The following is a 13,530-nucleotide window of genomic DNA, read 5'->3' as shown; positions in this document are numbered from 1 at the left end:
ATTGCTGAAATCACCAGTTTATAGGATTCGTATGTCTATTTTCAGAATCCTATCAAATAAGCATTCAACACTTCTGCAAGAACAGCTAAAATTAGGATGTCCAATTTATTCTAAATTATGAGATTTACCAAAATTTTTCTATTTTTAATAAAACATCGGTATTTTTAGGCTTTTCACTTAGAAGTCAGTGCCTGCGGAATTTAAATCCCGGGCTAACAGCTTGCACTTTGTTGGAAATGATATCTTGCATCAATGTCAATAAAGGGATAGATCGCTCATCCCCCCAGCGATCGCTCCCTTTCTTGATATTAGTGCTTTCTGGTCAATTAAAACTACTCAGTCAAAGCCTTTATACATAGGGTAAGGCGCGCCGAGGCGCACCCTACGGCATAGATATGCAAGGGTAATTCCTATTCCTCTTAAAGCTTTTTTGGCTCTAAAACAGCTTGGTTCTATTTTTTCTTTGAGTCAGAAACATCAGCAATCAAATCGTCTTTATCAACTTTCGGTACAAAATCAGGGCGTTCTTTGGCTTCCCAACCGGGGGGGCGCTTGGAGTTGTACCAGGCGATCGAGCCGATCGTAACTGCGGCAACAAAGCCAACACCAAGAACTGCTATTGGAGCGGTCAAGCTGACACTTGATTCCGGCACTGGCTGCTGCATCAGCAGATCGATCATTACTCGCTTGATGGGTGCAACAAGAACTGCCATGGGAGTGGTCAAGCTGATATCTATCATTAGGCTAAATCCTTATCTACTCTACCTTTACATTATCTTAAGTGCTAATGCCGTTTTGTTGATATATCTGAAGACAGAAAAAGTGACAGAATTGCCGCCATAATGGTTAGAGGTTGAAAATAGGAGAGCTGATTTTATGCCGTTGGGGACAATAGCATTGCTGTTGGCTGCTAGTTTCAGCCTGGGTGCTTTACCGCTAACGGGATGGGCGGTGCGAGTGTTTAGCCGCCGAGATTTGAGGGGGCTGGGCACGGGGAATGTGGGCGTGTCGGCAGCTTTCATTCACGGGGGGAAATTAGCGGGAATTGCTGCGGTGTTGGCGGAAATTGCCAGGGGTATTGTGCCTGTGTTGGCGGGGCGATTTTGCTTCCCGGATGCACCTGCGATCGCGATCGCCCTGTTAATTCCGCTAGTTGCGGGCAGATATGCGATCGCCCGAGGTGGAGGCGTTACCAACGCTGTTTGGGGTCTTTTGGTATTTTCGCCGCCGGTGGCTGTTTCATCGGGCATTTGGGGGCTGCTGGCGTGGCGTTTGGCACAGCGGTGGTGGGGTGAGGGCGATCGGGCGAGACTCTTTGCTTCCCGTTGCGGGTGTCTGTGCACCCCTATCTGGGTTTGGGTGTGGCGACAATCTTTGCCCGAATTTTTAGCAGCAGCAGGATTAGCTGTTTTGTTAGCAGCAATTAATTTCAGTCAGGGTGATGATATGGCTTTATCTAAATCAGAGCAATTGTTTTCTCTTGATGACTCGTTAGATGCTGCAATTTGCGGCGATAAAGCTGCTAAATTGTCTCAACTGAAACGCGCAGGTTTTAACGTACCTGCTGGTTTTATATTGTCATCCAAGGAAGAAGGAAGTTCGGCAACGGATTATGTAACGGATGTAACGGATGGAACCAAGAAGGAAGAAGGAAGAAGGAAGAAGGAAGAAGGAAGAAGGAAGAAGGAAGAAGGAAGAGGGGAAAAGATAAATACCGAGCATTTATCAATTCCTGATGCTTTAATCCAAAATATCAAAGCAAAAATCCCCGATCGCATAATTGTTCGCTCTTCTGCCGCAGGAGAAGACGGGGATCTTAGTTCAGCGGCTGGACAATATCAAACCATTGGGCCTGTTTCAACTCAAGCAGAATTGATAGATGCAATTAATCGCTGTCGCCAGTCTTATTGGACTGCCGAAGCTGTGACTTACCGCCGACAGCGACACTTGCCAGACACGCAAATGGCTGTATTAATTCAGCCTTATATTGACAGCCAGTTTGCGGGAGTCATGTTCAGTCGCAATCCTTTAGATGGTGGTTCCCAGGTAATTATAGAAGCTTTACCGGGAGGAGCCGAAGCTGTTGTCGGCGGACAATGTACTCCGGTTCATTTAGAAATTGACTTTAGTAAATCTGAATCATTAGAAAAACAATTAACTGAACTTAAAAGTAATTCAATTATTGCTCAATCCATTTTAGCAGAATTGGTGAAACAAGCCCAAGAAATTGAAGCATTTTTTCACGGAATCCCGCAGGATATTGAGTGGAGTTGGGACGGGAAAAAAGTTTGGATTTTGCAAAGCCGCCCAATTACTAATTTGCAGCCTTTTTGGACGCGCACTATTGCAGCAGAAGTGATTCCCGGTGCAATTCGCCCGTTAACTTGGTCGATTAACCGGCCGCTGACTTGCGGGGTTTGGGGAGAGATTTTTCAGGTGGTTTTGGGCGATCGCGCGATCGGTTTAAACTTTAACGAAACGGCAACTTTGCTGGGTTCTCACGCCTATTTTAATGCGACTTTGTTGGGCGAAATTTTTCGGATGATGGGATTGCCGGAGCAGGGTTTGGAATTTTTGCTGAGAGGGCAAAAGATGGGCAAGCCGCCTTTGGGGAAGATTTTGCCAAATTTGCCTGGTTTGTGGCGTCTGGTGCAGCGGGAGAGGGCGCTCAATGCAGAATTTAAGGGCGATCGTACTTCTATTTTCCTCCCGGCACTGCAAAGTCTTCAGAAGGGAGAAGATTCTTCGACTTCCCTGAGGGTAAAAAGAGAGAAGAGCGAAGAGGGAGAGGAATTGGCAATTGCTAATTATCAATATTTGTCGGAATTGTTGGAGAGAGCCGAGCAAATTCAGGAGTGGCTGAAACCGATTACTTACTACAATATATTAGGGCCGATCGGGCTGGCTATTCGCAAGGCAATTTTTCGCGTTTCCGATGAATGGCTCGACAATGACAGCGCTCCTGAAATTGCTTCTGTACGAGCTTTGCAGCAGTTAGCTCACAAATTGCGGCAAGCTGCTGTTTCGCAGCCTGACGAAACTGTTTCAGTCGCAAATTTAGCACAGACATTTGCGGAAACTCCGGCTTTACAAGCAGATTTTGAAAAGTGGCTTGATATTTACGGATATTTGAGCGAAGTGGGGACTGATATAGCTGTTCCTACTTGGCGAGAACAGCCTAAAATTTACCAAAAACTGCTAATAACTATGGCTCAAAAAGCCGAAACTAATTTAGTAGAAAAGCGGAAAATAGACTTGAATTTTGCGCAGAAGTGGCGGCTAGATAAATGTCAGGAAAGAGCGATTGTAAAAAACGAGATTAGCGAAATTTACGCGCGGTTGTTGGCTCACCTGCGCTGGACTTTTTTGGAGATAGAAGCTTGCGGATTGGCAATGCAGGTGTTTCAGGAAAGCGGCGATATTTTTTATCTGGAATTTGGGGAAATTCAGCAGTGGATTCGCAGCGGCGCGAGTGTTTCTTTTCAGGATACAATTAGGGAAAGGCGCGATCGCCTGGTAGCAGATCGCGATCGTCCGATTCCCCCTGTCGTCTACGGCAATTTGCTGCCAAATTCTCAAAAAAGGTCGATCGAACCTGCAACATCCGCAACTAATATCATCCAGGGAATTCCCGCAAGTATTGGCCGTGTCGAAGGCTTTGTCAAGATTTGCCGCACCGCGAGCACAGATTTAGGAGAAAATGCGATCGCAGTAGTTCCTTACACGGATGCAGGTTGGGCACCGCTGCTATTAGGAGCAACAGCAATTATCGCCGAAGTTGGTGGCCAATTGTCTCACGGATCAATTATCGCTCGCGAGTACAAAATTCCCGCAGTTATGAATATTTCTGAAGCTACAACTCGCTTGCGAGACGGTCAAAAAGTCCGAGTAGACGGGTATCTCGGCACTGTAGAACTGCTCGAATAAACGGAAAGAAAAATGTAAAAACTTGTTTGTAGGTAGGGACACGGCAGTGCCGTGTCCCTACCGCTAGCTTCATAAACGTGGAATCTGCTGTATCTCCGAGTCCTACTTTCTTAGACTAAGAAATTCTGGACAACATAGTTCCCTACATCTCTACCCACACTCAAACCATTGACGTTAGCACTCATGAAATGAATGCCTCCGTAAAGGCGACTAATGCCCGATTCGTCGGCCGCTTGACTGAAGTTTTCAAAGGTTCGCAAACTGTTGACAGTCCTGTCTCCTCTATCTGCAAAGCCAAAATCCGAACCAAACACAGAACTCATCACTGCATCTGCCGCACCGCTAAAGGTACTGTGGCCAGACGTGTACTCAGGGAACGGCGGAGTAGTTATCAGCGGAGTCCACAGGGGGTCGGCAGTCGTGTTCGGGTTGTTGTCCGTGTCAGCTTGGCGAATAGCTGTAACCGGCCGCCAAAAGTTGTACTGATACTTGGCATCCCAGCAACTAATAGCTGCATCGGCTTCGGCAATATTCAGCAGGGCGAACAAGCGGGCGTTATCTTCCAGGGAGTTACCTGCCAGGGCCGAGGCATCTTGGGCGATTTGGTTCCAGTGACCCGGAGGGGTAAACGTACCTGCGCCGTTGGCCCAGAATTTGGCGATGGCTGTTTGGTCGGGAGTCCGGGTGAGGCTGTCACTTTTGCCGATTTCTTTGACATAGTTAACTTCCTCTGCGTACTTGGCGCTGTCAAGCGCGGGCGCGCCGGGCGGGCGGAACTGAGAACCGCTAGTCATGGCAAAGGGAGTAACTTCTGCCCACTGTGGCGCCAGCGCGGCGGCAAGGGCAGGGGGAGTCGGCACCCAACTACCGGGGTCGGTTTTGGGGTTGTACTGCACTACTTTCGCGATGCCGTCTGTACTCCGCGAACTGATAATTTGGTCGGCAACTTGCTGTCCGAGGGCAATCCCGTCTTGTTTGGCTTTGCCGTCGGTAATTTTAGCTAAAGACGATGCGTATGCTTCGTCGAATGTGGCTGCTTGCGCTGGGTAGACGCTGACTAAGACGCGGTGGGCGGCTGCGGCGGTGGCTGCTTCTGCTGATGTACCTGCGGGTGGGTCTATTTCCACGAGGTAAGGGGTGTATTTTTTGCTGATGGAGTTAACAGCATCGTAAATGGCTGCGTGAACCATTGCCATGTTGCGGGAGGCGAGGGGAGGCGCGGTGTTGCCTGTCCGCACTGCATTCAGCATGACTCCGTTCCACTCAATGACAGGGTTTCCCGATAGCTGATTTGTGAAGTTGTTGCGGTCGATCGTGTTGCTGTTGACTCCTGGCAATACTGCTAAATATTCGCCCGTGAGTTTGTCTTGAATTAAAGTGCTGTTGCTGTTGACTCCGGTGCCTTGCTGGATGTTTAAATCTTCAAAGCTCAGGCCGTCTAGCAATCGAATTTTGTCATTGCCGTTGCCGAAGTCGGCGATGTAGTCGGCGGCAGCTAAAGTTGGGCCGCCGCTGCCTTTAGCAATGGCAAATATATCATCGCCTGTGCCGCCGCTCACGGTATCGCTACCTGCGCCCGCGTAGATGATATCGTTGCCGGAATCGCCACCAATTAGGTCGCTGCCTTTGCCTCCCCAGAGGATGTCATTGTCCGCACCGCCAACAATCGTATCGTTGCCTTGGTCGCCGCAGATTTTGTCTTTGCCGACATCGCCTTCGAGATAGTCGTCTCCGCTGTTGGCATAAATGATGTCGTTGCCATCCAAGGCGTTAAATCTGTCTGGTTGGGTGGTTCCTTCGAGATAGTCAAATTTAGGACTAGGGGTGAGGGATGCCATGTTTCTTTATTGGATATTTTGATTAAAGCACAAAGGTTCGTACCGTCTGTAGATGCTTACGTGTGTTTACCCCTGATTTAATAGTATTAAACTTTCTGGTTGATAAGTAAACGCCACAACGAAGCTTTATTTCATATTTAACGGGCTTTTTATGAAGTTTTGCGCTTTGAATATGCGTAAAAATACAGATATTAAAACTGCATTAGATACTGCAACGTTGGTGATTTTTTATAAAAAAACTGTTTTTTTTAATCTTTAGAGCCAGATAATTTTTACCAGCATAAAAGGCGCGGATTGTGTAACTGAGTAAGTATATATTGATTAAGCACTTCTCAAAGCTGCGATCGGGTCGAGTTTGGCGGCTTGGCGGGCGGGGACAACGCCGAAAAAGAGACCGACTGCACCGGATACACTGACAGCAAGGGCGATCGCCACGGGCGAAATACCAGCTTGCAAGGGCGTGAAATTACCTACAAGCAAGATACCGCCGATACCTACGCAAGTACCGACTATCCCTCCGGCGGCGGATAAAATTACAGCTTCAACAATAAATTGAAATAAGATATCTTGTTGGGACGCTCCGATCGCCTTTCTAAGCCCAATTTCCTGAGTGCGTTCGCTGACGGACACCAGCATAATGTTCATAATCCCAATGCCACCGACTAATAGGGAAATGCTGGCAACAGCAGTTAACATCAGTGTTAGAGTCCCGGAAATCGCACCCATTGTTGCCATTAAATCTTTTTGATTTCTCACTGTAAAGTCATCTTCGGTGGTAACTTTGTGCCGCAGTCTCAGCAAGTTTTCTACCTGAAATTGCGCCGCGTCCATTTGCAACTCACCTTTAATAGAAATATACATCGAGGTAACAGCTAAACCGTAGGGAGATTTCCGCCCGACAATGCGGTTTGCCATTGTGGCGATCGGCACTGCGGCCGAGTTATCGTAATTCGTACCAAAAGATGTCCCTTTGGGTGCCAATACTCCAATTACTTTGAGGCTGACATTTTGGATACGCACCTGTTCGCCCAAGGGATTTGTATTGCCAAAAAGTTTCTCCGCTAATTCTGAACCGAGAACCACAACTTGGTTACTTTGCTTAACATCTAGTTCTGTCAAAAACTGCCCTTTTGCCATTTCAAAGCTTCTGACTTCTAGAAATTCTGGAATCGTGCCAAAAATTAGAGCCGAAACATTTTTGTTGCTGTAGCGAACTATTTCGGAACTGTTAAGTTCTGCTGACACGCCTTGAACGGAAGGGACTTGAGTTGCGATCGCTTTAGCGTCAGGCAGTACGAGAGTTTGAGGCGCACTTGAGATCGTACTTCGCGTAGCGTTCGGTACTCCCGGCCTCACGATTAATACGTTTGTACCGAGGGCTTGAACTTGTCCTGCTACAAATTTTTGAGCTCCTTCTCCAATGCCAATCATTGCAATTACTGAGGCGTTGCCGACAATCATCCCGATCATTGTTAAACTGCTGCGAATTTTGTTTGCTAGCAGGGTTTGGCCGGCCATTTTGACGCTTTCAATAAAATTCATACTTTGTTATGAGTTATTAGTTATGAGTTATTTTTATAACAGTCAACAGTCAACAGTCAATCGTCAACAGTCAACAGTCAACAGTCAACAGTCAACAAACTAATTAAGCACTTCTCAATGCCACGATCGGGTCTAATTTAGCAGCTTGTTTTGCAGGTACGATGCCGAAAAATAAGCCGATGCTGCCGGAAACACCGACTGCAAGTGCGATCGCCACTAGGGAAACACTAGCTTGCAGAGGAGTAAAAGCAGCGACTAAAAGCACGCCGCCGATACCGAATCCAGTACCGATCGCCCCGCCTGCTGCTGACAAAATCACAGACTCGATCATAAACTGAATCAGGATATCTTGCTGAGAAGCTCCGATCGCCTTTCTCAATCCAATTTCTTTGGTACGTTCGGTAACAGAAACCAGCATGATATTCATAATCCCGATGCCGCCAACAAACAGCGAAATTGCCGCCACGAAAGCCAACATCAACGTCAAAGCACCTGTAATACTGCCCAAAGTATTCATCAAATCTTTCTGGTTGCGAACAGTAAAATCATCCTCTTTCGTAATTTTATGACGCAATCTGAGCAAATTTTCTATTTGAAATTGCGCAGCTTGCATCATAGTTTCATCCTTGATTGCAACCGAAATAAATGTTACTTTTGTACCGTAGGGAGACGATCTACCTACGATACGATTTGCCATTGTTGTCAGCGGTAAATAAACGTTCATATCTTGATTGTCGCCAAAACTAGAACCTTTTGCCTGCATGACCCCAATTACTTGAAAAGTCGAGTTTTTGATGCGAATGTATTGACCTACTGGCTGTGTATTGCCAAATAATTGTTCTGCTGCTTCTGAACCTAAAGCTACTACATTTTCTTGTCTTTCTAAATCTAATTTGCTTAAAAAACGACCTTGACCAACATCAAAGCTTCTGACTGTCAGAAATTCTGGGGTAGTTCCCACAATCGAAGATGAGACATTTTTGTTGCGGTAGGTAACGAGTTGACTGTCATTGAGAGTTGGTGCGACTTCTTGGACAGAAGGAACTTGAGATGCGATCGCCTCTGCATCTTCCACTACTAAAGTCTGGGGCGGAATCACCGGGCGGCTTTGCGCTTCAGGACTTCCGGGAATAATAAATAGCAAGTTTGAACCCAGAGAGTTAACTTGTCCCTCGATAAATGTTTGAGCTCCTTCCCCGATACCGATCATCGAAATGACCGAAGCATTGCCGATGATAATTCCTAACATCGTCAAGGTGCTGCGAAGCTTGTTGGCCATCAAAGTTGTGACAGCCATTTTGACGCTTTCAACAATATCCATAATTCGATTTTAGATTTTAGATTTTAGATTTTAGATTTTAGATTTGGGATTATTGGTGTCAACTTAATATTTAAACCCATAATAAATCTCGCTTGTAGTCTAGTCTCGATCTCCCTAAATCCCCCTTAATAAGGGGGACTTTGAATACTCTTGTCCCCCCTTTATTAAGGGGGGTTAGGGGGGATCTCCTGGTTTGAAAACACCCTAGAGCGATCGAGATCAATAATGCCCCATGCCCTATGCCTCATGCCCTATTTCTGATTCTTGATAATATCCTCCAGCTTTTTACCTTGAGGAAGTTCGGTAAAAACGCGATCGCCCGCTTTTGCACCCTCTAAAATCTGAATCTTGTTGCCAATAGTCGATCCAACCGTAACAGGCTTAAACTTCGGCTGTTGTTTCTCATCAGGAACTAGCACACCCGTTTGACCTTTATTAGTGACAATTGCCACCGTAGGCACAACTAAAGCATTGCTCAGCTTTTGACCGACAAATCTCAAATCTACATTCATCCCCGATTGCAGCGACTCTTTGCCCGTGTCGATCGCAACTCGCACTTGAAATAACGTCACATCCCGTTCCTTAACAGCTTCCGGCGCAATTAACTTAACTTTGCCTTTAAACACTTTATCTGGATAAGCATCGGCGACTATTTCAACTTCTTGACCCGGTTTAATTTGGCTGATATCAGCCTCCGGGACTTTAGCCAAAACTTCCACATCTCTAGCTAAAGCGACAATCGATGTCGAAGTTGCCGAAGTAGCTTCCGATGCCGAAGTTGCGGGAGTTACAAAAGCTCCTTGGATGGCGTATCTTTGGGTAATAATTCCAGCAAAAGGAGCGCGAACTTTCGTATCTTCTAACTGCACTTCTTGAAAGCGGACTTGAGCTTGAGCTTCGGCTAATTCAGCTTGAGCTTGAGCTATTTCTTCCGGGCGAGAACCGTTTTCTTGTGCGGTCAATTGGCTTCTAGCTTCAGCAACTGCTGCTTCGGCTTTGGCGATTTCTTCTGGACGGTTGCCGTTTTCTAGCTGCGCTAATTTGCTTTTGGCTTCGGCAACTTCTGCTTCGGCTTTGGCAATTTCTTCCGATCGCGTGCCGTTTTGCAATTGGTTCAATGCTTGCTGCTCGACTTGCACAGCAGCTTGCAGTTGCTGAATTTGCGACAGCCGATTTTCTTGCAGTTGTTGCAGGCGTCTTTGGGATTCTATTAATTTAGCTTGGGCAGTACGATTTTCTTTAATTAATTCATCCAGTTTATCTTTAGCCAGAGCACCTTCTTCCACTAGCGGGCGATTGCGTTCCACCCGTTGAGCGGTTAGTTCGGCTTGGGCTTTACTTGAGTCAATTTGCGTTTGTGCTTGGGCAATTTCTTGTTTGACACTGCCGGTTTGAGCATCTGCTAAACGAGCTTGAGCTTGGGCTAAACGAGCTCGCGCTTGGCTGACTTCTTCAACGCGGCTGCCGGCTCGCAGTCGCTGCAAGCCAGCTTGAGTTTGCTGCAAGCGGGCTCTGGCTCCTGCAACTTCTTCCACGCGGCTGCCGGCTTGGGCTTGCGCGAGACTGGCCTCGGCTTGCTCTAAGCGCGCTCGGGCGCTGGCGATGTCTTCCGATCGATTCCCGGCTTCGATTTGGGCGAGTTTGGCTCGCACGCTGGCTTCGCGGGCTTTAGCTTGAGCTAGTTGAGCTTCTACATCGCGACTTTCCATGCGAGCAACGATTTGTCCTGCTTCGACTTTATCGCCCTGTTCTACAAACAATTCTGCTATGCGCCCCGAGCCTTTGGGGCTGAGATTCACGCGCTGTACCGGCTGCACCGTCCCGCTGGACGTAATCCGCACCGTGAGGTTTTGCGCTTCCACCGGCACTGTCATAGTGGCGATCGCATCTACTTTGGGCTGCGATCGACTTTTTGCTACATATATAGTGGTCGGTACAGCTAGCAACCCGGCTGCAACCAACCCAATCGCCCACCGCTGCGGTTTGCGCGCCGGTTTCTTCGGAGACTGCTTTTGGGCGGTTTTTTTATCTGCAATTTTGGTCTCTGCGGCCTTGGTGTCTACAGTCTGAGTCTCTTCCACCTTGACCTGAGCAGTTTCCTTTTTAGGGCTAACGATCATACCGACTCACCTAATTTAATCTCAGGATTACCTTAAAGGTAAAATTTTTGCTGATGCTTGGCATCGTCTTTCAGACTCATCCGATCGGGTGAACTTAAAAAAGTTCCCCAACCAGCACCTGTAAACAATTATAGCTAATCTTTGCAACTTGTTAAATAATGTTAAGTTTTTTCAGCTAAAAGAGGTGGGTCTAAACAGAATCGCTCCCGGCTGCTGGCAAATAAAAATATATTTTAGTAAATAATATCATTTTTGGGATCTAGAAGCGCGCTCCTCACCAGCGACAAAGGCGGATCGGACAGCGGGCGATCGACCGTCACTAGGTAATTGCAGACTCGCGTTAGCGATCGCAGCGGACTCTGCCAGTGCTAAGCTCATAATGGCACAATATTAAGACGCTTACTCTCATAAACCCGGCTTCTGCGAGAAATAACAGGTTTGCCGGCTAAGAATCCGCGCAGAAACCCGGTTTCACAGGTAGCGGTGCGTTTGTCCTGAATATATATCCGCCCTGTGTGCACAACAGGTTAAAATATTTTTCAAATCCGTTAAAAATGGAAAATCAAAACAATGAATCGTCCTCAAAGCGTTACAGTTTTGGCAATCTTGCAGCTAATTAGCGGCGTATTCAGCCTGCTTGACGGCTTGTTCATCTTACTTTTTGCCGGTCTTTTTGGCGGTCTCGGTGCGGCAGTTGGCGGGGCGAAAGTTGGTACTGTAATCGGCAGCTTCATTGCAATTTTTGCGGCGCTCAGTTTTATTTTAGGCCTCCTCTCCTTACTCTTAGCTTGGGGCTTGTTTCAACTCAAAAAATGGGCTTGGACGGGAACGTTAATTGTCCACATCATCGCCACCATCGCGCAAATTGTCAAAATGTTGGGTAGCGGCGGTACAGCAGTCAATTTTTTAACTTTGGGTTTTGCAGCGGCTAGCATTTACTACCTGTTGCGACCGGATGTTAAACAAGCATTTCGTGTCTGATTTCCTTTTCATTAACGGTACTGAATTCTCGGATCGAAAAAAGCATAGGAAATATCAACCGCCAGATTAATCAGTACAAAAGTTACAGCCACAAAAATTACTCCTCCTTGGACAATTGGGTAATCGCGCGTCAGAATACCAGTGTAAATCCAAGAACCAATTCCCGGCCACGAGAAAATCGTTTCAGTCAGAATAGCGCCACCTAAAAGAGTGCCGAACTGCAAACCGATAGTTGTAACGATCGGCAAAAACGCATTTTTTAAAGCGTGTTTCAAAATCACCCAATATTCCGGCAATCCCTTAGCCCTTGCAGTGCGGATGTAATCTTGAGAAAGCACTTCCAGCATCGCAGAACGAGTGATGCGAGCGATAATAGCCAGAGGAATAGTTCCTAAAGTCAAAGCTGGCAGGATTAAATGGGCGATCGCATCCCGTAAAGCAACAAAATCCCACCTCAGCAAAGAATCCAAAACATAAACACCCGTAATCGACTTAAAACCGAATCCCAAATCTACACTAATCCGCCCGCTTGGAGGCAGCCATTTCAGATAAACAGCAAACAAATAAATTAACATCAATCCTAACCAATACACCGGCAAAGATACGCCAATTAACGAACCACTCATCGCAAAATTGTCCAGCCAGCTATTTTTCCGAACAGCAGCCAAAATCCCCGCCGGAATTCCGATAATAAGTGCCACAAACATCGCCACCACAGACAATTCAAAAGTAGCAGGCCAGCGACTTCTAATTTCATCAATTATCGGGATACCGCTAATAATGCTATTTCCCAAATCAAAGCGGATCAAACTCCATAAAAAAGCCAAATATTGCAAAGGTAAAGGCTGATTCAAACCTAATCTCGCTCTCAATATTTCCACCTGTTCGGGAGTTCCCCGTTCTCCCAAAAGCACTGTAGCTGGGTCTCCCGGTATCAAATGCAAAAATATAAATACGAGCAGAGTGATTCCGAAAAGGACTGGCAAGAGTCCCAGCAAACGTTTAACAATATATTGAAACATCAGTTGATCTCATTCACCTTGCAAATTTGCCAAAATTCGATCGACCGTTTCTTCTACCGTTAGATTGGTTGAATCCAGCCAGTAGCCAAGGCGAGGAGTTTCGGTACGGAGAATGCGATCGAAGGCATAAACCATTGTTTCGTTGGCATATCCGGTTTTCGTTCTTGCTGCATCCCGTGCCGCTACAACTTCTGCCTTCGGACACAGAACGATCGCGGACAACGGCACATCGTGGAAAGTGGCAAGTACCTCAGCCAGTGCCGAACCAATGATGATGTCTTGATAAACGACCGTAAAACCAGCCTGGAGATAGTGTCGCGCTGCCATTGCTGCCAGGTGATACCGCAGTTGAAGCTGCTGATATGCCTCTGCTGACAAATTTAACGCCATTTCCGCCTGTCCGTTCACAATCATGCGACGAAAGATATCGCCGCGAAGGTGGACACTTTTGGGCAACCGTTCGGCAAGTGATTGCGCCACACTTGATTTTCCGGCAGCCATGTTCCCGGTAATCAAAATAATTTGTGGCTGATGATTTGCAGGTTGCTGATTGCTCTCCATACTGTTTGTTAAGTTAAATTCATGTAAAGTATGATAACCCCGGAGAGGTGTCTCAATCTAAACTCTCAATTTTTGCTCACTTCCTCAAAAGATTCCGACCCCAAAGGACTCGGAATCCAACCTTGAATATTCTTGCGTTTTCCTAAAAGCGGCTGCGAATGTACGATCGGCAAACGCACAGCTTCCTCGTGCAAAATCTCGCTAACTTCCGCATGAGA

The 13,530-nt window shown here is 46.8% G+C and carries 10 protein-coding genes; 2 read left to right on the top strand and 8 right to left on the bottom strand.

Features of this window, described 5'->3' with window-relative positions; translation table 11 throughout:
- Window positions 1-452 precede the first annotated feature (452 nt).
- Window positions 453-665 (bottom strand): photosystem II assembly protein Psb35, encoded by a 213-nt coding sequence (psb35, locus tag QUA13_RS28990; protein ID WP_333204106.1) that lies wholly within the window; start codon window positions 663-665, stop codon window positions 453-455.
- A gap of 211 nt (window positions 666-876) precedes the next feature.
- Between psb35 and QUA13_RS28985 the strand changes: the two genes are divergently transcribed.
- The gene (locus QUA13_RS28985) at window positions 877-3,927 is read left to right on the top strand and encodes a glycerol-3-phosphate acyltransferase (protein WP_333204105.1); all 3,051 of its coding nucleotides are present in this window, start codon (window positions 877-879) and stop codon (window positions 3,925-3,927) included.
- Window positions 3,928-4,037: 110 nt separating this feature from the next.
- Here QUA13_RS28985 and QUA13_RS28980 read toward each other — a convergent pair whose 3' ends face one another.
- The 5 genes from QUA13_RS28980 to QUA13_RS28960 form a co-directional block, all read right to left on the bottom strand.
- Window positions 4,038-5,765, bottom strand: a complete 1,728-nt coding sequence (locus QUA13_RS28980) for a chemotaxis protein CheB (protein WP_333204104.1) — start codon at window positions 5,763-5,765, stop codon at window positions 4,038-4,040.
- Window positions 5,766-6,086: 321 nt separating this feature from the next.
- Entirely contained in the window at window positions 6,087-7,307 is a 1,221-nt protein-coding gene (locus QUA13_RS28975) for an ABC transporter permease (protein WP_333204103.1), read from the bottom strand.
- A 103-nt stretch (window positions 7,308-7,410) separates the two neighbouring features.
- Entirely contained in the window at window positions 7,411-8,628 is a 1,218-nt protein-coding gene (locus tag QUA13_RS28970; RefSeq protein WP_333204102.1) for an ABC transporter permease, read from the bottom strand.
- 251 nt (window positions 8,629-8,879) lie between these two features.
- Window positions 8,880-10,748 carry an efflux RND transporter periplasmic adaptor subunit gene (locus QUA13_RS28965; protein ID WP_333204100.1) on the bottom strand — a complete coding sequence of 623 codons (1,869 nt, stop codon included), beginning with the start codon at window positions 10,746-10,748 and terminating at the stop codon, window positions 8,880-8,882.
- Between the two features lie 246 nt (window positions 10,749-10,994).
- Window positions 10,995-11,126: a hypothetical protein gene (locus tag QUA13_RS28960; RefSeq protein ID WP_333204099.1), complete on the bottom strand. Its 132-nt coding sequence runs from the start codon at window positions 11,124-11,126 to the stop codon at window positions 10,995-10,997.
- Between the two features lie 192 nt (window positions 11,127-11,318).
- On the opposite strand from QUA13_RS28960, the gene QUA13_RS28955 reads away from it, so the two are divergent.
- Window positions 11,319-11,729, top strand: a complete 411-nt coding sequence (locus tag QUA13_RS28955; RefSeq protein WP_172191115.1) for a hypothetical protein — start codon at window positions 11,319-11,321, stop codon at window positions 11,727-11,729.
- An 11-nt stretch (window positions 11,730-11,740) separates the two neighbouring features.
- Here QUA13_RS28955 and QUA13_RS28950 read toward each other — a convergent pair whose 3' ends face one another.
- Entirely contained in the window at window positions 11,741-12,751 is a 1,011-nt protein-coding gene (locus tag QUA13_RS28950; protein ID WP_333204097.1) for an ABC transporter permease, read from the bottom strand.
- Between the two features lie 9 nt (window positions 12,752-12,760).
- Complete coding sequence (locus tag QUA13_RS28945; protein WP_333204096.1) at window positions 12,761-13,312, bottom strand: AAA family ATPase; 552 nt, start codon at window positions 13,310-13,312, stop codon at window positions 12,761-12,763.
- Between the last annotated feature and the right edge of the window lie 218 nt (window positions 13,313-13,530).

This window comes from Microcoleus sp. S28C3 (assembly GCF_036700785.1).
In the GTDB taxonomy this organism is placed as follows: Bacteria; Cyanobacteriota; Cyanobacteriia; order Cyanobacteriales; family Microcoleaceae; genus Microcoleus; species Microcoleus asticus.
The sequence above is the reverse complement of the archived record's forward strand: the minus strand, read 5'-3'. Positions and strand labels throughout refer to the sequence as shown.

What these genes read in the sequence shown, in the direction of transcription:
- psb35 (WP_333204106.1), bottom strand. Translation starts at nt 665, where the DNA reads ATGCAGCAGCCAGTGCCGGAATCAAGTGTCAGCTTGACCGCTCCAATA.
- QUA13_RS28985 (WP_333204105.1), top strand. Translation starts at nt 877, where the DNA reads ATGCCGTTGGGGACAATAGCATTGCTGTTGGCTGCTAGTTTCAGCCTG.
- QUA13_RS28980 (WP_333204104.1), bottom strand. Translation starts at nt 5,765, where the DNA reads ATGGCATCCCTCACCCCTAGTCCTAAATTTGACTATCTCGAAGGAACC.
- QUA13_RS28975 (WP_333204103.1), bottom strand. Translation starts at nt 7,307, where the DNA reads ATGAATTTTATTGAAAGCGTCAAAATGGCCGGCCAAACCCTGCTAGCA.
- QUA13_RS28970 (WP_333204102.1), bottom strand. Translation starts at nt 8,628, where the DNA reads ATGGATATTGTTGAAAGCGTCAAAATGGCTGTCACAACTTTGATGGCC.
- QUA13_RS28965 (WP_333204100.1), bottom strand. Translation starts at nt 10,748, where the DNA reads ATGATCGTTAGCCCTAAAAAGGAAACTGCTCAGGTCAAGGTGGAAGAG.
- QUA13_RS28960 (WP_333204099.1), bottom strand. Translation starts at nt 11,126, where the DNA reads ATGAGCTTAGCACTGGCAGAGTCCGCTGCGATCGCTAACGCGAGTCTG.
- QUA13_RS28955 (WP_172191115.1), top strand. Translation starts at nt 11,319, where the DNA reads ATGAATCGTCCTCAAAGCGTTACAGTTTTGGCAATCTTGCAGCTAATT.
- QUA13_RS28950 (WP_333204097.1), bottom strand. Translation starts at nt 12,751, where the DNA reads ATGTTTCAATATATTGTTAAACGTTTGCTGGGACTCTTGCCAGTCCTT.
- QUA13_RS28945 (WP_333204096.1), bottom strand. Translation starts at nt 13,312, where the DNA reads ATGGAGAGCAATCAGCAACCTGCAAATCATCAGCCACAAATTATTTTG.